Annotated in this window: 16 protein-coding genes; 2 read left to right on the plus strand and 14 right to left on the minus strand. The window is 74.8% G+C overall.

Going from position 1 to position 21,061, the window contains the following annotated elements; all coding sequences use genetic code 11:
* Nucleotides 1-354: 354 nt before the first annotated feature.
* Nucleotides 355-2,730, minus strand: a complete 2,376-nt coding sequence (locus tag ACYVGT_RS03505; protein ID WP_460854911.1) for a phosphoketolase family protein — start codon at nucleotides 2,728-2,730, stop codon at nucleotides 355-357.
* A 252-nt stretch (nucleotides 2,731-2,982) separates the two neighbouring features.
* Here ACYVGT_RS03505 and ACYVGT_RS03510 point away from each other — a divergent pair, with 252 nt between their 5' ends.
* Nucleotides 2,983-3,633, plus strand: a complete 651-nt coding sequence (locus ACYVGT_RS03510; RefSeq protein ID WP_460854912.1) for a hypothetical protein — start codon at nucleotides 2,983-2,985, stop codon at nucleotides 3,631-3,633.
* 95 nt (nucleotides 3,634-3,728) lie between these two features.
* Here the strand turns inward: ACYVGT_RS03510 and ACYVGT_RS03515 are convergent, their stop codons facing one another.
* From ACYVGT_RS03515 to ACYVGT_RS03570, 12 genes are all read right to left on the minus strand, one after another.
* On the minus strand, nucleotides 3,729-4,886 hold the full coding sequence (locus ACYVGT_RS03515) for an acyl-CoA dehydrogenase family protein (protein WP_460854913.1): 1,158 nt from the start codon (nucleotides 4,884-4,886) through the stop codon (nucleotides 3,729-3,731).
* 775 nt (nucleotides 4,887-5,661) lie between these two features.
* Complete coding sequence (locus ACYVGT_RS03520; protein ID WP_460854914.1) at nucleotides 5,662-6,942, minus strand: thymidine phosphorylase; 1,281 nt, start codon at nucleotides 6,940-6,942, stop codon at nucleotides 5,662-5,664.
* Between the two features lie 76 nt (nucleotides 6,943-7,018).
* Nucleotides 7,019-7,453: a cytidine deaminase gene (locus ACYVGT_RS03525; protein WP_460854915.1), complete on the minus strand. Its 435-nt coding sequence runs from the start codon at nucleotides 7,451-7,453 to the stop codon at nucleotides 7,019-7,021.
* Nucleotides 7,450-8,712 (minus strand): ABC transporter permease, encoded by a 1,263-nt coding sequence (locus ACYVGT_RS03530; protein WP_460854916.1) that lies wholly within the window; start codon nucleotides 8,710-8,712, stop codon nucleotides 7,450-7,452. Before ACYVGT_RS03530 ends, ACYVGT_RS03525 begins: the two co-directional genes overlap by 4 nt.
* On the minus strand, nucleotides 8,709-10,343 hold the full coding sequence (locus ACYVGT_RS03535; RefSeq protein WP_460854917.1) for an ABC transporter permease: 1,635 nt from the start codon (nucleotides 10,341-10,343) through the stop codon (nucleotides 8,709-8,711). The genes ACYVGT_RS03530 and ACYVGT_RS03535 overlap by 4 nt, the downstream gene beginning before the upstream one ends.
* Nucleotides 10,340-11,971 (minus strand): ABC transporter ATP-binding protein, encoded by a 1,632-nt coding sequence (locus ACYVGT_RS03540; protein WP_460854918.1) that lies wholly within the window; start codon nucleotides 11,969-11,971, stop codon nucleotides 10,340-10,342. The genes ACYVGT_RS03535 and ACYVGT_RS03540 overlap by 4 nt, the downstream gene beginning before the upstream one ends.
* A 325-nt stretch (nucleotides 11,972-12,296) precedes the next feature.
* Nucleotides 12,297-13,355, minus strand: coding sequence for a BMP family lipoprotein (locus ACYVGT_RS03545; protein ID WP_460854919.1), 1,059 nt, complete (start codon nucleotides 13,353-13,355; stop codon nucleotides 12,297-12,299).
* Between the two features lie 467 nt (nucleotides 13,356-13,822).
* The gene (locus ACYVGT_RS03550) at nucleotides 13,823-14,587 is read right to left on the minus strand and encodes an alpha/beta fold hydrolase (protein WP_460854920.1); all 765 of its coding nucleotides are present in this window, start codon (nucleotides 14,585-14,587) and stop codon (nucleotides 13,823-13,825) included.
* Nucleotides 14,588-15,104: 517 nt separating this feature from the next.
* Nucleotides 15,105-15,479, minus strand: coding sequence for a biotin/lipoyl-containing protein (locus ACYVGT_RS03555; RefSeq protein ID WP_460854922.1), 375 nt, complete (start codon nucleotides 15,477-15,479; stop codon nucleotides 15,105-15,107).
* On the minus strand, nucleotides 15,476-16,465 hold the full coding sequence (locus ACYVGT_RS03560) for an alpha-ketoacid dehydrogenase subunit beta (RefSeq protein ID WP_460855125.1): 990 nt from the start codon (nucleotides 16,463-16,465) through the stop codon (nucleotides 15,476-15,478). Before ACYVGT_RS03560 ends, ACYVGT_RS03555 begins: the two co-directional genes overlap by 4 nt.
* A gap of 68 nt (nucleotides 16,466-16,533) precedes the next feature.
* On the minus strand, nucleotides 16,534-17,490 hold the full coding sequence (locus tag ACYVGT_RS03565; protein ID WP_460855126.1) for a thiamine pyrophosphate-dependent enzyme: 957 nt from the start codon (nucleotides 17,488-17,490) through the stop codon (nucleotides 16,534-16,536).
* A gap of 566 nt (nucleotides 17,491-18,056) precedes the next feature.
* The gene (locus ACYVGT_RS03570) at nucleotides 18,057-18,410 is read right to left on the minus strand and encodes a hypothetical protein (protein WP_460854923.1); all 354 of its coding nucleotides are present in this window, start codon (nucleotides 18,408-18,410) and stop codon (nucleotides 18,057-18,059) included.
* Between the two features lie 207 nt (nucleotides 18,411-18,617).
* Here ACYVGT_RS03570 and ACYVGT_RS03575 point away from each other — a divergent pair, with 207 nt between their 5' ends.
* Complete coding sequence (locus ACYVGT_RS03575) at nucleotides 18,618-19,190, plus strand: Lrp/AsnC family transcriptional regulator (RefSeq protein ID WP_460854924.1); 573 nt, start codon at nucleotides 18,618-18,620, stop codon at nucleotides 19,188-19,190.
* Between the two features lie 105 nt (nucleotides 19,191-19,295).
* Here ACYVGT_RS03575 and ACYVGT_RS03580 read toward each other — a convergent pair whose 3' ends face one another.
* On the minus strand, nucleotides 19,296-21,044 hold the full coding sequence (locus ACYVGT_RS03580) for a phospho-sugar mutase (RefSeq protein ID WP_460854925.1): 1,749 nt from the start codon (nucleotides 21,042-21,044) through the stop codon (nucleotides 19,296-19,298).
* Nucleotides 21,045-21,061: the final 17 nt, after the last annotated feature.

The following is a 21,061-nucleotide window of genomic DNA, read 5'->3' on the forward strand; positions in this document are numbered from 1 at the left end:
GATAGCCGACCCCGGCCGCCCTGCCCAGGGCTCCCCGGCCGGTGCGCAGTCCCCCCGAGCCCCGCGCTTCCCCTCCGGGACGTGCGCCCCGCACGCACCGCGGTGGGGCGGCCCCGCCCGGACCCGCCCCACCGCTCCCCCACTGCCCGAAGTCCGGGCTAGCGCTGCCGGATGCAGCCACGCACATCACGCATGCGCTGAACAGAGACACCGCGCCGCCTCCGCCCCCTAGCCCCGCCACGTCCAGTCACGCACATCCGGAGCATCCTCACCGAACTCCCGGGCATAGGCCCCGGCACCGCAACCGCTCGTCACGCATGCGCTGGAACAGAGACACCGCGCCGCCTTCGCCCCCTAGCCCCGCCACGTCCAGTCACGCACATCCGGAGCATCCTCACCGAACTCCCGGGTGTAGGCCCGGCACCGCAACCGCTCGTCATGCATGCGCTGGGACAGGTGCGCCGCCTTCGCCGCCAGCCCGGGAACGCGGTCGATGACGTCCATGACCAGGTGGAACCGGTCGAGGTCGTTGAGCATCACCATGTCGAACGGCGTGGTGGTGGTGCCCTCCTCCTTGTAGCCGCGGACATGCAGGTTGCCGTGGCCGTTGCGCCGGTAGGTGAGGCGGTGGATGAGCCACGGGTAGCCGTGGAACGCGAAGATCACCGGCTTGTCGGTGGTGAACAGCGCGTCGTAGGCGCGCTCGGTCATACCGTGCGGGTGCTCTTCGGCGGGCTGCAGCCGCATCAGGTCGACGACGTTGACCACGCGCACCCGCAGCTCCGGCAAGTGGGTGCGGAGCAGGTCGGCGGCGGCGAGGGTCTCCAGCGTCGGCACGTCGCCGGCGCAGGCGAGTACGACGTCGGGGTCGTCGCCGCCGTCGGTGCTGGCCCACTCCCAGATGCCGGCGCCGCGCGTGCAGTGCGCGATGGCCTGCTGCATGGGCAGGTAGCTCAGCTGCGGCTGCTTGCCCGCGACGACGACGTTGATGTAGTCGCGCGAGCGGAGGCAGTGGTCGTAGGTGGACAGCAGCGTGTTGGCGTCCGGCGGCAGGTAGACCCGGATGATCTCGGGGTCCTTGTTCATCACGTGGTCGATGAAGCCGGGGTCCTGGTGGCTGAACCCGTTGTGGTCCTGGCGCCACACGTGCGAGCTCAGCAGGTAGTTGAGCGACGCCAGCGGCCGGCGCCACGGAATGTCGCGGCAGGTCTTCAGCCACTTGGCGTGCTGGTTGACCATGGAGTCGACGATGTGGATGAACGCCTCGTAGCTGTTGAAGAGCCCGTGCCTGCCGCTGAGCAGGTACCCCTCCAGCCAGCCCTGGCACTGGTGCTCGCTGAGCACCTCCATGACGCGGCCGCCGGGCGCGAGGTCCTCGTCGGTCGGCAGCACCGGCATGTCCCAGGCCCGGTCGGTGGCCTCGAAGACGGCGTTGAGCCGGTTGGACTTGGTTTCGTCCGGCCCGAAGATGCGGAAGTTGCTGCCGTTGGCGCGGACGACGTCGCGCAGGAACCCGCCGAGGACGCGCGTCGCCTCGTGCTGCACCGCTGCGGGCTCGGGCACGTCGACGGCGTAGTCCCGGAAGTCGGGCAGGGTGAGCTCCTTGAGCAGCAGCCCGCCGTTGGTGTGCGGGTTGGCGCTGATCCGGCGGTCGCCCTCGGGCACGAGCTCCAGGCATTCGGGGCGCGGCGCGCCGTCGGAGTCGAACAGCTCCTCGGGCCGGTAGGAGCGCATCCACTCCTCCAGCTGGGCGAGGTGGCCGGGGTTGGTGCGCACCTCGGCCAGCGGCACCTGGTGTGCGCGCCAGGTGCCCTCCACCGGCAGGCCGTCGACCTCCTGGGGCCCGGTCCAGCCCTTGGGTGTGCGGAACACGATCATCGGCCAGCGGACGCCGCCGGCCTCGCCGTCGGAGCGGGCGCGGCGCTGGATCTCGGCGATCTCGGTGAGGGCGCGGCCGAATACCTCGGCGGCCTCCCGGTGCAGGACGCCGGGCTCGCTGCCGGACAGGAAGTAGGGGCGGTAGCCGTAGCCCTCCATCAGGGACGTGAGTTCGCGGTCCGACATCCGCGCAAGGACCGTCGGGTTGGCGATCTTGTAGCCGTTGAGCTGCAGGATCGGCAGGACGGCCCCGTCGGTCACCGGGTCGAGGAACTTGTTGGAGGTCCAGCTGGCCGCGAGCGGGCCGGTCTCGGCCTCGCCGTCGCCGACGACGGCGGCGACCACCAGGTCGGGGTTGTCGAACGCGGCGCCGTAGGCGTGCGAGAGCGCGTAGCCGAGTTCGCCGCCCTCGTGCAGGGAGCCCGGCGTCTCGGGCGCGTAGTGGCTGGGCACTCCGCCGGGGAAGGAGAACTGGCGGAAGAGCCGCCGCATGCCCTCGGCGTCCTGGGTGACCTGCGGGTAGACCTCGGTGTAGGTGCCGTCGAGCCAGGCGGCGGCGACGCCGGCCGGGCCGCCGTGGCCGGGCCCCATGATCCAGATCAGGTCGGTGCCGCGCCGTGCCACCTGGCGTGACAGGTGCGCGTAGATGAAGTTGAGACCGGGCGTGGTACCCCAGTGGCCGAGCAGCCGCGGCTTGATGTTCTCCGGCCGCAGCGGCTCGCGCAGCAGCGGGTTGTCCAGCAGATAGATCTGCCCCACCGACAGGTAGTTCGCGGCCCGCCAGTAGAGGTCGACCGCCCGGAGGTCCGCCTCACTCAGCGGGTCCTGGGCCGGAACCTCGATCGTGGTCATTGCTCCCCCTTCGCTCGCGGCATCGGCGTCGCGGCTCCCGCTGTCCTACCCGCACGACCGCGCGCGTATGGTCGGCCGAAGGTCATCGCATCACCGGCCCGAGATGTTGGAATTGCCGCCTTTCGACCAACGGGCGGACGCGACACGCCCGGCGCCCCGCACCGGCGCCAGACCCGGGCCGAATTCCGCCGCCGGCACCGCGCCGTGCCGCTTGACCCGGAGCACACACCTGCGGGGGTAGGTTGGCGGGGGATGAGTACCGATCCCGAATCCAACGACACCCGCGCCAACGGCAGCGCCGCCGCAACCGACGTGGACGGCGCCGCGCCCGGCAGCGGCGACACCGCAGCCCCGACCGCCGGCGGATCGACCGCCGCGGGCTCGGCAGCGAACGGCTCGCCGTCGTTCGCCGGCCCCGCCACCGCGGTCGACGACCCGCCGGCCGAGAGCCGGCTCGCCCCCGAGGACTCCGCCGCCGACGGCGACGCTTCCGCAGCGGCCGAAGGAGCAGAGGAGGGCGCCGTCTCCGCTCCGGCGTCCGCCGCCCGCCGCACCCCGGGGGTGCTGTCCGCCGAGATGTTCTCCATCGCCGGCGCGTTCGCGCTGCTCGGCTCGCTGATCGGCACCCGGGTGGTGGAGCTGGCCGCCTCGGTCACCGCCGCCTCGCAGGAGGGCATGATCAAGACGATGGCCGCCGGCGACGGGGTGTTCGCCCTGGTCGCCGTTGTGCTGTCCGGTGCATCCCTGATCGCGGCCGGTTCCGGCACCCGCACCTGGACCCGCTGGCTGGCCGGGGCCGTGCTGCTCGTCGGCGTGCTGCTCGTCGCGACCGCCGCGGCCACCTACCTGCTGGTGCCGCCGCCGGCGCCGCCGCAGCCGATGGTGCCCGGCATGGGCGGCTGATCTGCCCGGGCTGCGGCCCGGATCCGACTCTGACCTGCGCGGCGGGCGCCTTCGGGCGCCCGCCGCTCCCGTGTCCGCCCCCTGGCGCGGCCGGGTCAGTAGGACTTGGGCAGGCCGAGCGAGTGCTGCGCCACGTAGTTGAGGACCATTTCGCGGCTGACCGGCGCGATCCGGGCCAGGCGCGCGTTGGCAACGGCCGCCCCCAGACCGAACCCGGACGCCAGCCCGTTGCCGCCGAGCGTCTGCACGGCCTGGTCGACGGCGCGCACACCGGCCTCGGCCGCGGCGTACTTCGCCATGTTCGCGGCTTCGCCAGCCGCCTCGTCGTCCCCGGCGTCGTAGAGCGCCGCGGCCTTCTGCGTCATCAGCCGTGCCAGTTCGATCTCCACCTTGACCTGTGCCAGCGGGTGCGCCAGCCCCTGGTGCGCGCCGATCGGGCGGCCCCACACCGCGCGCTCGCGGGCGTAGCGCACCGCGGTGTCCAGTGCGTTGCGGGCCGATCCGGTGGACAGCGACGCCACCATGATCCGCTCCGGGTTGAGGCCGGCGAACAGCTGGGGCAGGCCGGATCCCGGGTCGCCGACGAGGGCTTCAGCGGGCAGCCGGACCCCGTCGAAGAACAGCCCGAACTGGCGGTCGGGGCTGATCAGGTCCATCTCGATGCGGCGCGCTTCGAAGCCGGGAGCGCCGGTCGGCACGAGGAAGAGGGCCGGGCGGAGCCGGCCGGTGGCGGCGTCCTCGGTGCGGCCGACGACCAGCACCGCATCGGCAACGTCGGCGCCGGAGATGAAGGTCTTCTGCCCGTGCAGCACCCACCCGCCGCCGTCGCGGCGCGCCGTGGTGGTGATGTTGTGCGCGTTCGAGCCGGCGTCGGGCTCAGTGATGGCGAACGCGAGGATCACCTGTCCGGAGGCGATCCCCGGCAGCCACCCCTTCTTCTGCTCCGCGGTGCCGAAGCGCGCGAGGACGGTGCCGCAGATGGCGGGTGAGGCCACCATCATCAGCGTGGGGCAGCCCGCGGCGCCCAGCTCTTCGAGGACGGCCGCAAGGTCGGCGATGCCGCCGCCTCCGCCGCCGTACTCGGCGGGCAGGTTCACCCCGAGGTAGCCGAGCGCGCCAGCCCGCTCCCAGAGTTCGCTGAGGTAGGCGCCCTCGCGGGCGCGGCCGCGGTAGTACTCGGGCCCGTACTCCGCACCGAGGCGGGCCACCGCGGCCCGCAGCTCGGTGCGTTCGGCCGGTTCGGCGAAGTCCATCGGGGGCTCCTCGGTCCTGGGGGTCGGGGGAGGGCGGCGCAGCGGACCACGGCGCCACCACGTCGAGGGTCGCGGCTGGACCGCACCTCGCAGCGAAGGCGCGCCGAGACGGGGTCCGAACGCGCTGCTGGAATCGGGGACCATGCGGCGGGCACGGCCGGCGTTCCCCCGTCCGGCACGTCAGCGGGGCGCCGGACCCGGGGGCTTCGGGGCAGTGAGCGCGCCGGCGCGGACGCCGGCCCGCCGCGCAGCCGGGCAGGTTCGGCGGCTCCGGGCGGGGCCGCGGACCTGCACCCGGACGCCCCGTCCCGCCGCGGCACCGCGGCCGCCAGGCGGCATGGCCGAAGTCAGCGGCCCGCTCCCCCGGTGCCGCGGGATGCCCGGCTCTCGGCGGCGTGCACCGATCCGGCGGCGGAGGCCGCTGCGGCGCGCCGTCTCGGCGATCCCGGCGAGCTCTGCAGCGTCCGGTCGGAGGCGCGGAGCGGATGCGGTGCCGCCCCCGCGGGTGCAGCCACGGAGGCGGGCAGCGCCGGACCGGGCTGCGCGGCCGCCGAGCGCCGGACCGTCCGCGCCGGACCGGCGGGCGCGGTGCCGGGAGGGCGGGCGGGACCGGCGGCCGCGGTGGCGGCGGCACGCTGGCCGCACCGTTCCGTCCCCGGCCTCCACTCCAGCCGGCCGCACCGCGCGAACCGGCCGCCGGCAGGGCGCGGGCCATGCCGCGCGGCCGACCGCACCGCCCCGATGCCCCCTCGCACGCTGGCGGCCGGGGGTGCGCTCAGGAGACCCGGTCGATGATCAGCGGCAGCGGCGCCGACGGGGATGCGGTCGTAGCGGCCCCGGCCAGGGCCTCCGCCGCGGCGTCGAAGCGGTCGGGGTCGTCGGCGTGCAGGGTGAACAGCGGCCGGCCGGCGCGCATCTCGTCGCCCGGCTTGGCGTGCAGGGTGATGCCGGCGCCCGCCGACACCGGGTCCTCCTTGCGGACCCGGCCCGCGCCGAGGCGCCGGGCCGCCACACCGATGCGGTAGGCGTCCAGGCCGGCCAGGGTGCCGGTCTCGGTCGCGAGCACCTCGCGCCGCTCCGCGGCACGCGGCAGCGGCGCGTCCGGGTCGCCGCCCTGGGCGCGCACCAGCGCGCGCCACGCGTCCATCGCCGTGCCGTCGGCGAGTGCGTCCGCGGGATCTTTCGCGCCCCCCATCCCGGCCGCCGCGAGCATCTCCCGGCCCAGCTCGACGGTGAGCCGCACCAGGTCGGCGGGGCCCCCGCCGGCCAGCACCTCCAGCGCCTCGGCCACCTCCAGCGCGTTGCCGACGGCGCGGCCCAGCGGGGCGTCCATCGCCGTGATGAGCGCGCGGGTGGCGACGCCGTGGTCGGTACCGATGTCGACCATGGTGCGGGCCAGCTCGCGGGCGGAGCCGGCGTCCTTCATGAACGCGCCGGCACCGGCCTTCACGTCGAGGACCAGCGCGCCGGTGCCTTCAGCGAGCTTCTTGGACATGATGGACCCCGCGATCAGCGGGATCGACTCGACCGTGCCGGTGACGTCGCGCAGCGCATACAGCCGCCGGTCGGCCGGCGCGAGTCCGGGCCCCGCCGCACACACGGCCCCGCCGGTCTCGCGCAGCTGGCGGATCAGCGCCGCGGGCGCCAGGTCGGCCCGCCAGCCCGGGATCGACTCCAGCTTGTCCAGGGTGCCGCCGGTGTGGCCGAGGCCGCGGCCGGACAGCTGCGGCACCGCGGCGCCGCACGCCATCACCGCGGGCGTCAGCGGCAGGGTGGTCTTGTCGCCGACGCCGCCCGTGGAGTGCTTGTCGGTGGTGGGCCGGTCCAGTCCGGACAGGTCGAGCCGCTCACCGGAGGCGAGCATCGCGCCGGTCCACGCCGCCACCTCGGCCCGGGTCATGCCGCGCCACACGACGGCCATGGCCAGCGCCGCCATCTGCTCGTCGGCGATGCCGCCCTCCGGGCCGAGGGCGTAAGCGCCGATCAGCCAGTCGATCTGGTCGCCGGTGAGCTCAGCGCCGTCGCGCTTGGCGGTGATGATGTCGATGACGTCCATGGCGCCTCCCGGGGGTGCCGGTACTCGAATGTGTCCCGCGGACCGGGGCGGCCGCGGCTGCCGCCGGAGGTGCCGGTCAGCCTGCTTCGCCGGGCGCCGTGCCGAGGTGCTCCGGCCCGAACGGCTGCGGCAGCACCGCCGACAGCGGCAGTACCCCTTCGGGCGTCGCCAGCAGCAGACCGGGGCCGCCGTGCTCGTACAGCAGCTGGCGGCAGCGGCCGCACGGCATGAGCGGCGCCCCTGCGCCGTCGACGCAGGCGAACGCCTCCAGGCGGCCGCCGCCGGTGGCGTGCAGCGCGGAGACCAGTCCGCATTCGGCGCACAGCGTGACGCCGTAGGACGCGTTCTCCACGTTGCAGCCGACGACGGTGCGGCCGTCGCTGGTGAGCGCCGCCGCACCCACCCGGAACCCCGAGTAGGGGGCATAGGCGCGGGCGGCCGCGGCGCGGGCCGCCTCCCGCAGCGCAGCCCAGTCGGCGGTGCCGCCCGGTTCCGCCGGCGCTCCGCTCATCCGCTCCTCCTCCGCCACTGGGCGCCCACCGCCCCCGGCGCCCGCAACCGCTGCGACGCCAGTGCCAGGACCAGGAGCGTAGCGATGTAGGGGCTGGCGATCACGACTTCCCGCGGCACCGTGTCGACCAGGGCGAACCACACCCCGAGGGCCACGGCGGTGCCGAGCGCCGCTGCGGCCGGGCCGATCCGGCCCCGGCGCCACTGCCACACGGCGAGGACCGCCAGGGCGAGCGCGAGGAGCAGGAGCAGCGCGTGGACGGCCGGGCCCTGTCCGCGGACCTGGAGGGCGTCGGTGAAGCCGAACAGCCCGGCGCCCATGGCGAGTCCGCCGGGGCGCCAGTTGCCGAAGATCATCGCGGCGAGGCCGATGTAGCCGCGGCCGCCGGTCTGGCCCTCCTGGTAGACCGAGGAGGCCACCATCGCGAGGAACACGCCGCCCATCCCGGCGAGGCCGCCGGAGACCAGCAGCGCCGCGTACTTGTAGCCGTACACGTTGACGCCGAGGGACTCGGCCGCGTCCGGGTTCTCGCCGCAGGAGCGCAGCCGCAGGCCGAACGGGGTCTTCCAGAGGATCCAGTACGAGGCGGGCAGGAGCAGGAGCGCGAGCAGGGTGATCACCGACATGCCGGTGGTCAGTCCGATGGCGATACCGGCGAGGTCGGCGGCAAGGAAGACACCGCTCTCCTGCACCGGCTGCAGGACGTCGGCGACGTAGGGCAGCCCGACCCGGCCGAACTCCGGCAGCGGGGGCGACTGGCCGGCGCCGCCGCCCGGCGCGTCCATGAAGTACAGCACCGACAGGTAGCGCATCGCGCCCACCGACAGGATGTTGATGGCGACGCCGGACACGATGTGGTCGACGCCGAAGGTGACGGTGGCGACCGCGTGGATCAGGCCGCCCATCACGCCGCCGAGGATGCCCGCCGCCAGCCCGGCCCACGGGTTCCCGGTCGACCAGGCGGCGAACGCGCCGAACCAGGTGCCGAACACCATCATGCCTTCGAGGCCGATGTTGATGATGCCGGACCGCTCCGCCCACAGGCCGCCCAGGGCGGCCAGTCCGATCGGAACGGCGAAGGCGAGCGTGGTCTGCACGGTGCCGGCCGAGGTGAGCGCGTCCTGGCCGGTGAACAGGCGCACCGCCGACAGCGCCGCGAAGGCCGCGGCAACGATGCTGAGGATGCGCCACCGGGCGCGGGACCGGCGGACCGGGGGCGGCGCCGCCTCGGGCGGGGCCACGGTCATCTCCTGGCTCATGCCGACACCTCCGCGCGGCCCAGCTCACGGCCGACCTGCTGCTGTTCGTACCTGCGCCCCCAGCGGTGCACGACCTCGTAGACCACGACGACGGTGAGGACCACGGTCGCCTGCGTCACGACAGCCATCTCCTTGGGGATGCCCTGGAAGTCGAGGACCTGCGCGGACTGGTCGAGGAAGGACCAGAACACGGCCGCAAGGGCGATCCCCGCGGGGTGGTTGCGGCCGAGCAGGGCGATCGCGATGCCGGTGAAGCCGAGCCCGACCGGGAAGTCGAGCGCGTAGTTGTGCGAGTCACCGAGCAGCTGCGGCATGCCGACCAGGCCGGCCACCATGCCGCTGAGCACCATGGCGAACAGCACCATGCGCTTGACGTCGACGCCGCCCGCGGTGGCGGCGCTGGGCGCCTGCCCGGTCGCGCGCAGCTCGAACCCGAACCTGCTGCGGTTGAGCACCCACCAGTAGCCGACGCCGACCGCGGCGGCGAGGAAGACCAGGCCGAACAGGTCGACCCGGGCGCCCATGAACTCCATCGGGATGCCCGGCACCCAGCCCGACTCCGCGATGTCGGGGGTGCCGATGTTGTTGGTGCCGATCGAGACGGCGAGCCGGTCGGTGCTGAGCAGGTAGGCGATGATGCCGGTGGCGATCGAGTTGAGCATGATCGTGGAGATCACCTCGGACACGCCCCGGGCGACCTTCAGGTAGCCGGCGATGCCCGCCCACAGCCCGCCGACGGCGACCGCGACCAGCAGGATCGCCGCCTGGTGCAGAACCGGCGGCAGCGGCACCGCCGCGCCGAACGCGGCGGCGCACAGCGCGGCGAGCCGGTACTGGCCGTCCACACCGATGTTGAACAGCCGCATCTTGAAGCCGATCGCGACCGCGACCGCCGACAGGTACAGCGTCGCGCCGTTGTTGGCGATGGCGACGATGCTGTCCGGCTTGACGCCGTGCTTCAGCATCTCGCCGAAGGCGAAGAGCGGATTGACGCCGGTCACCAGCAGCACGGTCGCGGTGACGGTGAAGCCGAGCACCACGGCGGCGGCGACGGCGGTGATCGCCAGTGCCAGCATCCGGTCCAGGCCGCGGCGGAGCAGCGCGGCGATGGCGCCGCCGGCGGCGGCACCGATGGCGTAGGCGACCGGTTCGATCAGCCACAGGTCGCAGACCGCGGCGGTCACGATGCCGAGGGCCGCGCCGAGGACGGGGGCGATCACCGTGACGGCGCCGCGGATCAGCGGCGGCTCGGGGGCGCGGCGGCCCACCGGCGACCCGCCGATCGGCGCGAACAGCGGCACGGCGTAGGAGGCGAGCACACCCAGCGCACAGGCCGCCCAGGCCAGCAGCCCCAGGTCGAGGAGGACCGTGACGCCGGCCGCCACCGCAGCGGTGGCGGCGAGCGCTGCCCAGGCCGTCCCGGTGAGCGGAACCGCGCCGCTCCCGCCGGCGCCGGGCGGGTCCGGGGGCGGAGCGCCTCCGATGCCGGCGTCTCCCGCGCCAGCGGAACCGCCCGGTCCGCTGCGGCCGGCGGCGCCGTCCCCGGGACCGCTGCCGCCTGCGGCGTCCGGCGGGCCGCCGGCGCCTGCCGGATCCTTCCGGTGACCGGGGGTCGGGGGACCGTCCGTCATGGTGCCCCTCCGTTCTCTGTACGGGGGCCGCCGGTTCCGGGCGCCGCGGCGGGCCCCTGGTCCACCGGGCGGACGCAGTCGTCGTCGGTCGCGGCGCCGGTCATCGCCGAGCCGAGGCCGACCGGGGTCACCTCGCGCGGGTCGGCCTCGCCGACGATCCGGCCGCGCAGGATCACCAGCAGCCGGTCGGACATGCCGATGAGCTCGTCCAGGTCGGCCGAGACGAGCAGTACTGCCAGCCCGCTGGCGCGGGCCGCGCGCAGGTGCTCCCAGATGGCGGACTGCGCGCCGACGTCGACCCCGCGGGTGGGGTGCGCCGCCAGGAGCACCGCCGGGTCGCCGCTCATCTCCCGGCCGACGATCAGCTTCTGCTGGTTGCCGCCGCTCAGCGCGTCGGCGAGCACGTCGACCCCGGGGGTGCGCACGTCGTAGGCGGCCACGATGCGCTCGGTGTCGGCGCGCGCTCCGGACTCGTCGATCACCGCCCCGCGCGCGTTGGGCGGCCCCCACTGGTGGCCGAGGACCCGGTTCTCCCACAGCGGGGACTCCAGGAGCAGGCCGTGCCGGTGCCGGTCCTCGGGGATGTAGCCGACGCCGGACCGGCGGATGGCGCGGGTGCCGGACCCGGTGATGTCGGTTCCGGACAGCAGGACGCGGCCCTCGGCGGCGGTCCGCATGCCCATGACGGCCTCGATCAGCTCCGCCTGCCCGTTGCCCTCGACGCCGGCGATGCCGACGATCTCGCCGCGGCGGATGCTCAGCGACACCCCGTCGACGGCGGCGCGCCCCCCGGAGAGCACGCGCAAGCCGTCGATCTCCAGGGCCACCTCGTCGGTCGCGGTGGACTCGCGCAGCTCCGGCACGGGCAGCGTGCCGCCCACCATCAGGGTGGCGAGCTCGCTCGCACTGGTTCCGGCCGGGTCGACGGTGGCGACGGTGGTGCCGCGGCGGATCACCGTGATGGTGTCGGCGACCCGCAGCACCTCGTCGAGCTTGTGCGAGATGAAGATGACGGTGAGCCCCTCGCGCTTGAGCTCGCGCAGGTTGGCGAAGAGCTCCTCGACCTCCTGGGGCACCAGCACCGCGGTCGGCTCGTCGAGGATGATGACGCGGGCGCCCCGGTAGAGCACCTTGAGGATCTCCACGCGCTGGCGGTCGCCGACGCCGAGGTCCTCCATCAGCAGGTCGGGCTGCACCCCCAGGCCGTAGGTGTCGGACAGCTCGCGCACCCGGGCGCGGGCGCGCCCGCCGATGCCGTGGGCGCGCTCGGCACCCAGCACGATGTTCTCCAGCACGGTGAGGTTGTCGGCCAGCATGAAGTGCTGGTGGACCATTCCGATGCCGTGCCGGATGGCGTCGGCCGGCGAGGAGAGCGCGACCTCGGCGCCGCTGACGGCGATGGTGCCCTCGTCCGGCCGGTGCAGCCCGTACACCGTCTTCATCAGGGTCGACTTGCCGGCGCCGTTCTCGCCGACGATCGCGTGGACCGTCCCGGCCGCGACGGTGATGTCGATGTCGTGGTTGGCGACGACGCCGGGGAACCGCTTGGTGATCCCCTGCAGTTCGACCGCCGGCGGACCCCCGGGGCGGGGAGGGTCTCCCCCGCCGGGCGTCGGCTCGTTGTCCATCTCGCTCCTGTCCGCATCCGCGCAGCGTGCGCACGGCGCCGGTGGGTGCCGCGCCGCTGGTCGTGCCATGCCCGCCGGCAGGGCGGCGGTGCACGCGCGGCGCCGCGCCGGGGTCGTCCGGCGCGGCGCCCCCGGCCCCGCGGCCGGGTCCGGCGGCTGCCCGGTGGGGGAATCCGGGCAGCCGCCGGGGACTTCTGCACTCGGGCGTGTTCGGCGGGCCCCCCGCAGCGGGCGGTGCCCCGTGCGCGACAGGGGGTCTCCCGGTCGGCCGAGGCGAGCGCCGCGGGGGCGTGCCACGGCAGGGCAGCTGCCCGCCGAACATGTCCTAAGGCTCGGTCGGCACCTCGATCTCGCCGTCGATGATCTGCTGCTTGGCCTCGTCGACCTCGTCGGTGACGTCGGCGATCTCCTCCTCGTTGGAGGTCGCGTAGTCGACGCCGCCGTCGGTGAGGTCGAAGCGCTGGATCCCGGCTTCGGCTCCGCCCTCCCCGACGGACTTGACGAACTCGAAGACCGCGGTGTCGACGCCCTTGGTCGCCGAGGTGATGATGTACGGCTTCTCCTCGTCGTCGGCGCCCTCGTACTGGTCGCTGTCGACGCCGATGAACATCGCCTCTTCGGCCATGGCGGCCTCGAGGACGCCGGCACCCGAGCCGCCCGCAGCGTGGAAGACGACGTCGGCGCCCTTGTCGTACTGGCTCTCGGCGGCCGCCTTGCCGCCGGCCGGGTCCTGGAATCCGGAGGTGTCGCCCTGCTGGCTGAGGTACTGGGACTCGATCTCGATGTCGGGGTCGACGTGCTCGACCCCGGCCGCGTAGCCGGCCTCGAACTTGCGGATCAGCGGGCTCTCCACGCCGCCGACGAAGCCGACGTGGTCCTCCTCGGTCTTCAGCGCGGCGGCGACGCCGACCAGGAAGGACGCCTGCTCCTCGGCGAAGACGAGGCTGGTGATGTTGTCGACGTCGTCGATCTCCTCGTCGACGATGGCGAAGTGCGTGTCGGGGAACTCCTCGGCGACTTCGCGGAGCGGCTCGGCGTAGGCGAAGCCGACGCCGATGACCACGTCGAAGCCGTCGTCGGCCATCAGCCGCAGCCGGTCGACCTTGGCGCTGTCCGGCTCGTCGGGGTTGGGCTCCAGGTCGCGGACCTCGGCCACGCCGAGCTCCTCCTCCACCTGCTGCAGCCCGCGGTACGCGGAGTCGTTGAACGACTTGTCGCCGCGCCCGCCGATGTCGTAGGCGATCCCGACGCGGAGGTCCTCGGTGCTCGCGGCACCGCCCTCCCCTTCCTCGCCGCCGGCGCCGTCGGGGTTGTCGCACGCGGTCAGCGCGAGCACTCCGACACAGGCCGCGGCGGTGATCCGGGCCGCGATTCTGCTTCTCACTGGCATCTCCCCTTCGAGAACCGGCGCGGTCCGCGGTCGGCGGAGGCCGGGGTTATCCAGCGGGACGATATCCGTGCGGGAGAATTGCCACCAATGCCCGGGGAAAGGTTGTTATGAAGGCGAGAGGCGACCGTTGTCGGACTCTCCGGTCCGGGCACTTCCCTGCGGCGCGGCATTCCCGCTGATTCGGTGATTCCCCGACCCGGCCGCGACACGCCGGGGCGGCACACCGCAGCGCGGCGGACACGCGCCGTATTCGCGGCAGGACCCGATATTCGGACACGGGGCCGCGTTTACCTCCGCGCCGGATTTCAGATTCGGTCCCGCTATAACCGCAGCCCGCCCTGCGGGCGGCAGGCCGCGCCCATCGCTCCGCCGCCCCGAGCGCGGCGCGCAGCGCGCCCCGGGGCGCGCAGCGGTGTCGGCAGGTGCGCCCGCCGCCCGCGGCGAGGGAGCCGGTTCGGGCCTTAGGGCGGGCCGAACCCGAGGAATGCCGCCGCAGCCTCCTTGAATGCGCGCGCCGCGGGCGCCGACACGTGGGAGCGGCGCGGGATGCGGACGAGCCGCGCACCGCAGGCGCGGGCGAGGGAATCGGCCCCCTCCGCGATGGTGTCGCGCTCCCCCGCCGCGAAGAGGAGCGGCGCCGCCGGGACGGGCTCGGGCGCGAAGGGCTCGGCGGCCTGGCCCCGTGCGCAGGCCGCCAGCGCCTCCGGGTCGGCGCCGGGCCGGCCTGCCGCAGCGCGGTAGAGCTCCCCGAAGGGGGACGGGTCGGTGTCGAGCCGGCGCAGGTCGGCGCCCGCGAACGGGTCCCGCGGCCCGAACCCGCCGAGCACCGCGCTGCGCACCCGGGACGGTGCGCGCAGGGCGAGTTCCCAGGCGTTGCGGGCGCCCATGGAGTAGCCGACCACGTCCACCGCGCCCGCGCCGAGTGCGTCGAGCAGTTCGGTGAGGCGGGCGCAGACGGCGCTGGGCGTGCAGGCGGCCTCGGCGGCACCGCCGCTTCCGCCGTGTCCGGGGAGGTCGGCGCCGATGAGGGTGCGGCCGGGCAGGGCGGCCGGCCAGCCGGACTGCTCCCAGGTGGCCGCGTGGTCGGAGCCGAAGCCGTGCAGGAAGAGCACCGGGGGCGCGGCAGGCGCGGCAGGACCGTCCTCGCCGGGGGTGAGCAGCGTGCAGTGGAGGGGGAGCGAGCCGATGGCGCGCTCGGTGCGGATGCGTTCGCTGAGGCGTTCCATGGTCCACCGATTCCGTGGGGGTGCGTCCGTCAGTTTCGGTCGTTCACTCGGGTTCCGGACTATGTCCCGCGTGCAAACGGAGAGAAACACTGCCGGGCACTCCGTTCCCTGCCGCACCGCCCGCGGGGCGCCCCGGCAGAACCCCTGCCGGGAGGGCGGAGCCGACCGCGAATAGCGGACCGGGCGGCCCCGGCACCGGACCGGGGAATCCGTCGCCCATTGCGGGGCGGTTCCCGGCGCATTGCGGCGGAATTTCCCGGCGGCCTTCCGCGGCCAAACCGCGGCAGGCGCGGCCGTGATTCCCACTGGTTCGATGCGGAACCGTCCGGGGCGCGGGAAATGCGGCCCGCGGCCGGCCGGACAGCCGACAGGATTGCGCCCTTTTCTGGCTCTCTTTCGCCCAATGACTGGTTTACGACTCCGTGTCGGTTTCTTGCGGGCAGCGCGGTCCGCACTCCGCACAGCCGGCGGGCCGCCGCAACCGCTCCGCTCCGGCCGTGCTCCGCGCCTGCGCCGCTCAGCCGAGGTCCTCCGGAGGCCGCAGCCGCACGCGCCGCGCCGGCTGCGCCCCGTCGTCGGGCACGGTCCCCACAATCCCGGCGGCAGGTGCGCCTGCCGCGGCGGCGCCCCCGGCCCCGTCCGGGCTGCCGTCCGCCGTGACCGTCACCAGGGGCGCGCCGACGGCGACGACCTCGTCGAGCTCGGCGTGCAGCCGGGCAACGGTGCCGGTGAACGGCGACGGCACCTCGACGGCCGACTTCGCGGTCTCCAGCTCGACCAGCGGCTCGTCCCGGGCGATCCGGTCGCCCGGCGCCACGCGCCAGTCGAGGACGGTCGCCTCGGTGAGTCCCTCGCCGAGGTCGGGGAGGAGGAAGGTCTGCTCGCGGCTCATCGGCGTCGGTACTCCAGGGTCCTCTGGACGGCGGACAGGATGCGGTCGGCGGAGGGCAGGTACTGCGGCTCCAGCGGTCCGGCCGGGTAGGGCACGTCGAACCCGGCGACCCGCTCGACCGGAGCGGCCAGCGCCCCGAAGGCGCGCTCGGTGACCAGCGCCGCGATCTCCGCTCCGAGGCCGGCGGTGCGCGGCGCCTCGTGCACCACCACCACCCGGCGGGTCCGCTCCGCCGAAGCGGCCAGGCCGTCGGCGTCGATCGGCTTCAGCCAGCGCAGGTCGAGCACCTCCAGCTCCACGCCGTCCTCGGCGGCGAGCTCGGCCGCCTGTACACAGCGGTGCACCATCGCCCCCCAGGCCACCAGGGTGCCGTGCCGGCCCTCGCGGACCACCCTGCTGCGCCCTTCCGGCGTGTCGCCGGCGGCGTCGGCGCCGGTGCCAGTGCGGACTGGGCCGCGCGCCCAGTAGCGGGCCTTGGGCTCCATGAAGACGACCGGGTCATCGCTGCGCACCGACTGCAGCAGCAGGCGGTAGGCGTCGCCCGGGTCGGACGGCGCGGCGACCTTCAGCCCGGGCACGTGGGCGAAGAGCGCCTCCAGGCTCTCGCCGTGGTGCTCGGGCGCCTGGATCCCGCCGAAGCTGGGCAGCCGCAGCGTCACCGGCATGGGCAGGGCACCGCGGCTGCGGTAGTTCATCCGGGCCAGCTGGTCGATGATCTGGTCGACGGCCGGGTAGGCGAACCCGTCGAACTGCAGTTCCGGAACGGGCCGCAGGCCGTTCATCGCCATGCCCACCGCCATGCCGACGATCGCCGACTCCGCCAGCGGGGTGTCGAACACGCGATGGGCACCGAACGCGTCCTGCAGGCCGTCGGTGACGCGGAAGACGCCGCCGAGCCGGCCCACGTCCTCGCCGAAGACGGTGACCGCGGGGTCCTCGGCGAGCGCGGTGCGCAGCGCGGCGTTGACGGCCTGCTGCAGCGTCATCTCCTGCGGGCCGGGGGGCTGCGGCTGCGGGCTCCCGGCGCCCGGTCCGGTCGCGGTGGCGGTTCCGCTCACGGCTGCTCCACCTCCTCGCGCCACTGGCGGCGCTGCCGGGCGAGCTCCTCGGTGGGCTCGCGGAAGACGTGGGTGAACAGCTCGGCGCCGCCCGGCTCGGGCAGCGCGGCCACCGCGTCCCGCACCGCCTCGGCCTGTTCGGCCGCAGCGCGCTCGGCGGCCTCGAAGAAGGCGGTGTCGCCGGCGCCGCCGGCCGCCATCCGGTCGCGCAGCGCGGGCAGCGGGTCGCGGGCCCGGGCCGCGTCCTCTTCGGCGGCGTCCCGATAGCGGCGCGGGTCGTCGGAGGTGGAGTGCGGCTCCAGCCGGTAGGTGAGCGCCTCGATCAGGGTGGGGCCGCCTCCGGCGCGGGCCCGCTCCAGCGCCTCGGAGACAGCCGCGTGCACTGCGGCGGGGTCGTCGCCGTCGACCGCCGCACCGGGCATCCCGTAGCCGGCGGCGCGGGCGGCGACGGAGCCGCCGGCGACCTGCCTGCCGTTGGGGACCGACAGCGCCCACCGGTTGTTCTGGCAGAAGAAGACGACCGGGGCGCCGTAGACGCCGGCGAAGTTCATCGCCTCGTGCACGTCGCCCTGCGAACTGGCACCGTCGCCGAAGAACGCGACGGCCGCGCCGGTGCCGCCGCGCAGCTGCTCGGCGACGGCCCAGCCGACGGCGTGCGGCACCGGTCCGCCGACCACGGCGTTGACCGGGGCGAAGCGCGCGGCAGCCGCGTCGTACAGGCCGCCGTGCCAGAGCGCCCGGTGGCTCGCCATGTAGCCCGGCATGTCGACCCCCAGCGCCAGGGCGACGGCCATCTCCCGGTAGGTCGGGAAGGCGAAGTCGCGCTCGGCGTCCATCGCCAAAGCGCAGCCCACCTGCGCCGCCTCCTGGCCGCGCAGCGAGACGTAGGCGGGAAAGGTGCCCTGGCGCTGCAGGGCGATGGCGCGCTCGTCGATGCGGCGCGCGGCCAGCATCAGCCGGTAGCAGCGGCGGAGCCAGTCGGCGCCGGAGCTCTCGGGGGTGCGCGGCGCCGCCTTCCGGCCGAAACCGGACGGTTCGCCCGTCCCATCCGGCACGCGGCCGTTCGGCGCGGGCGGCACGGCCGCACCGTGCGCCGGGGGCTCCGCGGGACGGGGCCCGGGGCTCGTGATCGCCATGCGGATCGACTCCGTTCTCCAAGCGCGGCGGGGGCCCGGAGCCGACGGGGCTCCGGAGCCGGCTGCGGCTGAGCGGAGCGGCACGGCGCCGTTGCCGAGCCGCTCCGGACCAAACAGGAGGATCCCGCCATCCGGACCGGAACCCCGCTGCGCAGTCGTCTCGCCCCGATTCTGGACAGGAGATGGACAATTGCGCTAGATATCGGAGAAAAGACGATACATTCGAGCACCGCACGTGGAATGATGTCCGTGTTCGTCTAATTAACTCAGCGGTTTTCCCGGCAGAACAGAGCCCGGGTCCGGACACCCGCACCGGGTGGGAGGGCGGTGGACCGATGGTGGAGCGCACCGCCCGCCGCACCCCCGCGCGTCCGGCGCCGCGGCTACAGGTCCGGGAACGGGTCCTCGGGCAAACCGCCGTGGCACTCGGCGTCGCAGGCGTTGATCACCGGAACGTACTCGTCGTCGACCTCGAAGGCGTGCCCGCCCAGCTCGAACACCGGGATCAGCCCGGTCTCCACGGGTCCGATCCGGACCGAGCGCGGGAACACGTGCCAGATGCCGCGCGGCCGGGTGCGGCTCCAGAAGCGGTTGGAGATGACGGTGATCGCGGAGTCGGTCACCGCGACCAGGAAGAACACCGTCTCGTTCCAGGAGGCGGGGAAGAGGTAGCGGATCTCCTCGCCGGCGGGCAGGAAGCCGCGGACCCGTCTGCGGACCGCCTCTTCGACCGGCATCGGCGCCTCCTCCCGCTGGCGCCGGCCGCACCGCGCGCGGTGGCCCGGCGGATCCGGGGGCCTCATCCTAGACCGGCGGCGCCGGGCTGCTCCGCGCCGCCTTCCGTCCCGCCGTCCACAATGAAAATGGACCCCTGCGGTTCACCCTTGTAACACTGCAGTACTGGTAATCCATTACTTGCCGCCAGCAGAACCAGGAGACGCCGCATGGCTCACGGGGACCCCCGACCCGGAACGGACGCGTCGTCCGCGGACCCGGCACGCGACCGGGCGGATGCACACCGCCCAGCGGACGGGACCGACGGGCGCCGCGGCCGCCGCGGCGCGCGGCTGCCGGACGCGACCGACGACGTCATCATCTCCGCGCTCGCCGACGATGCGCGGACCGGCATCACCGAGATCGCGGCGACGGCGAACGTGTCCCGGGCCACCGCCTACAACCGCATCAAGCGCCTCACCGACGACGGCATCATCCGCGGCTACTCGGTGATCGCCGACCACGCGCGGATGGGCCTCGGCGTCACCGCGCTGGTGCTGATCTCGGGCAGCCAGCCGGACTGGCGCGCCAACCGCGAGGTGCTCTCCTCCTACGAAGAGGTCGAGTACTGCTGGTACGTCGTCGGGTCCGCCGACATCGTCCTGCTGGTCCGCGTCTCCGACACCGACCAGCTGCGCGACCTGATCCTCACCCGCCTCCAGTCGCTCCCGGGCGTCACCGCCACCCAGACCCTCACCGTCATCGACGAGGTGGTGCACCGCCCCGTCGTCCGGCCCCAGTAGCGCTCCGCCGCCGGCCCCGCCGGTGTCCGGGAGCCCCTCCCCACCGGCGGCGTCCCGGCGCCGCGCCTCCCCGCCTTCCTCTCGCAGCGGAGCCGGCCGCACCGCTCAGGTGCCGAGCAGCTCGCTGACAGCCGTGCGCAGCGCTCGGAGGGCGCGGTCGGCGGCCGGCCGGGCGGCGGCGGGGTCGGCGACCGGCGGGAGGGACACCTCGACGTAGGCCTTGAGCTTGGGTTCGGTACCCGACGGGCGCAAGGTGGCCCGCCCCTGCACGGGGTGCCCCTCCGCGTCGCCGCTGAGCAGCAGCCTCAGGGCGTCGGTGGGCGGCAGGCCGCGGAGGCCCGGGGCGAAGTCCTCCGCGCCGTCCACCGCCAGTGCGCCGAGTGCTGCGGGCGGCGCCGCCCGCAGCCGGCGCATCACCGCCGCGATGCGTCCGGCGTCCCGGGTACGCAGCGACACCTGCCCGGTGGCGTGCAGTCCGTAGGTGCGCGCCTGGTCGTCGACGAGGTCCAGCACCGTGCGGCCGCGGCCCTTGGCCTCGGCGGCGAGGGCCGCGGCGGCCAGCACCGCGCCGATCCCGTCCTTGTCGTGCACTGGGCGCCCGGCGTCCCCGCCGACGCAGTAGCCGAGCGCCTCCTCATAGCTGAACACCTGCCGCTCCCCCGGCCGCTCGGCGCGGACCAGCCACTTGAAGCCGGTCAGCGTCTCGGCGCAGCGCACCCCGTAACGCGCCGCGATCTTCGGCAGCAGCCCTGCCGACACGATCGTCGTGGCCACCGAGCGCGGCCCCGACGTGCGGGCCAGGACCCAGTCGGCGAGCAGCCCGCCGAGCTCGTCGCCGGTGAGCATCCGCCGGCCGGGGACGCCGATCGCGGCCCGGTCGGCGTCGGGATCGTTGGCGACCACCAGGTCGGCGCCGATGCGCTCGGCCGCGCGCATCGCCGCGTCCATGACGCCGGGCTCCTCGGGGTTGGGGAACGGCGTGGTCGGGAAGTCCGGGTCGGGTGCGGCCTGCTCGGCGACGGTGTGCGGGGGCGCGAACCCGAAGGCCGCCAGCGCGCGGGGCAGCACGGCGCCGCCGACGCCGTGCAGCGGCGTGTAGCAGACCGACAGTCCGCGCTCCGTGCCGAGCGGCAGCGCGCCCAGGGCCGCGACGTAGTCGCCGGTGATGCTGTCCGGCGCCCACCGCCAGTCCGCCGAGCGGGGCACGGCGTCAGCGGCCGGCGCGGCGTCGATGGCGGCGGATATGGCGGCGTCCGCCGGCGCGACGATCTGCGCGCCGCGCTCCGCCCCGCCGCCCCCCGGGCCCATCGCGCCGCCCTGGTAGACCTTGTAGCCGCTGTCGCGGGCGGGGTTATGGCTCGCCGTCACCATCACGCCGGCGTCGGCCTCCAGCGCCCGCACCGCATAGGCGAGCACCGGCGTGGGAAGGGCGGACGGCAGCAGCACCGCCTCGCATCCGGCGCCGGCCAGGACCTCCGCCGTGTCGCGGGCGAAGTCCGCGGAGCGGTGCCGGGCGTCATAGCCGATCACGGCGCGCGCCCCCGGGCCGATCCAGGCGGCCACCCCGGCTGCGGCGCGGATCGCCGTCGCCCGGTTCATCCGGTTGGGACCCGGCCCCAGTTCGCCGCGCAGGCCGGCGGTGCCGAACTCCAGGCGGGCGCCGAAGTGGTCGGCCAGGGCTTCCGGGCCGCCCTCGGCTGCCAGCGCGCGGGCCTGCTCCGCGGTCTGGGGATCGGGATCGTGCGCGGCCCAGTCGAGGGCGCGGCGGCGCAGCTCTGCCGCTGCGCCGTCCGGGGCTTCGGGAGCGCCGCCGGCCGGGGGGCTGCCGGCTGCGGGGTGACCTGCGTCCGCCATGGGGGGTGCGGCCTTTC

The sequence above is a fragment of the Nocardiopsis coralliicola genome, assembly GCF_054779695.1.

Coding starts and splice junctions, on each gene's coding strand:
- ACYVGT_RS03505 (WP_460854911.1), bottom strand. CDS start 2,730: ATGACCACGATCGAGGTTCCGGCCCAGGACCCGCTGAGTGAGGCGGAC.
- ACYVGT_RS03510 (WP_460854912.1), top strand. CDS start 2,983: ATGAGTACCGATCCCGAATCCAACGACACCCGCGCCAACGGCAGCGCC.
- ACYVGT_RS03515 (WP_460854913.1), bottom strand. CDS start 4,886: ATGGACTTCGCCGAACCGGCCGAACGCACCGAGCTGCGGGCCGCGGTG.
- ACYVGT_RS03520 (WP_460854914.1), bottom strand. CDS start 6,942: ATGGACGTCATCGACATCATCACCGCCAAGCGCGACGGCGCTGAGCTC.
- ACYVGT_RS03525 (WP_460854915.1), bottom strand. CDS start 7,453: ATGAGCGGAGCGCCGGCGGAACCGGGCGGCACCGCCGACTGGGCTGCG.
- ACYVGT_RS03530 (WP_460854916.1), bottom strand. CDS start 8,712: ATGAGCCAGGAGATGACCGTGGCCCCGCCCGAGGCGGCGCCGCCCCCG.
- ACYVGT_RS03535 (WP_460854917.1), bottom strand. CDS start 10,343: ATGACGGACGGTCCCCCGACCCCCGGTCACCGGAAGGATCCGGCAGGC.
- ACYVGT_RS03540 (WP_460854918.1), bottom strand. CDS start 11,971: ATGGACAACGAGCCGACGCCCGGCGGGGGAGACCCTCCCCGCCCCGGG.
- ACYVGT_RS03550 (WP_460854920.1), bottom strand. CDS start 14,587: ATGGAACGCCTCAGCGAACGCATCCGCACCGAGCGCGCCATCGGCTCG.
- ACYVGT_RS03555 (WP_460854922.1), bottom strand. CDS start 15,479: ATGAGCCGCGAGCAGACCTTCCTCCTCCCCGACCTCGGCGAGGGACTC.
- ACYVGT_RS03560 (WP_460855125.1), bottom strand. CDS start 16,465: ATGACGCTGCAGCAGGCCGTCAACGCCGCGCTGCGCACCGCGCTCGCC.
- ACYVGT_RS03565 (WP_460855126.1), bottom strand. CDS start 17,490: ATGCTGGCCGCGCGCCGCATCGACGAGCGCGCCATCGCCCTGCAGCGC.
- ACYVGT_RS03570 (WP_460854923.1), bottom strand. CDS start 18,410: ATGCCGGTCGAAGAGGCGGTCCGCAGACGGGTCCGCGGCTTCCTGCCC.
- ACYVGT_RS03575 (WP_460854924.1), top strand. CDS start 18,618: ATGGCTCACGGGGACCCCCGACCCGGAACGGACGCGTCGTCCGCGGAC.
- ACYVGT_RS03580 (WP_460854925.1), bottom strand. CDS start 21,044: ATGGCGGACGCAGGTCACCCCGCAGCCGGCAGCCCCCCGGCCGGCGGC.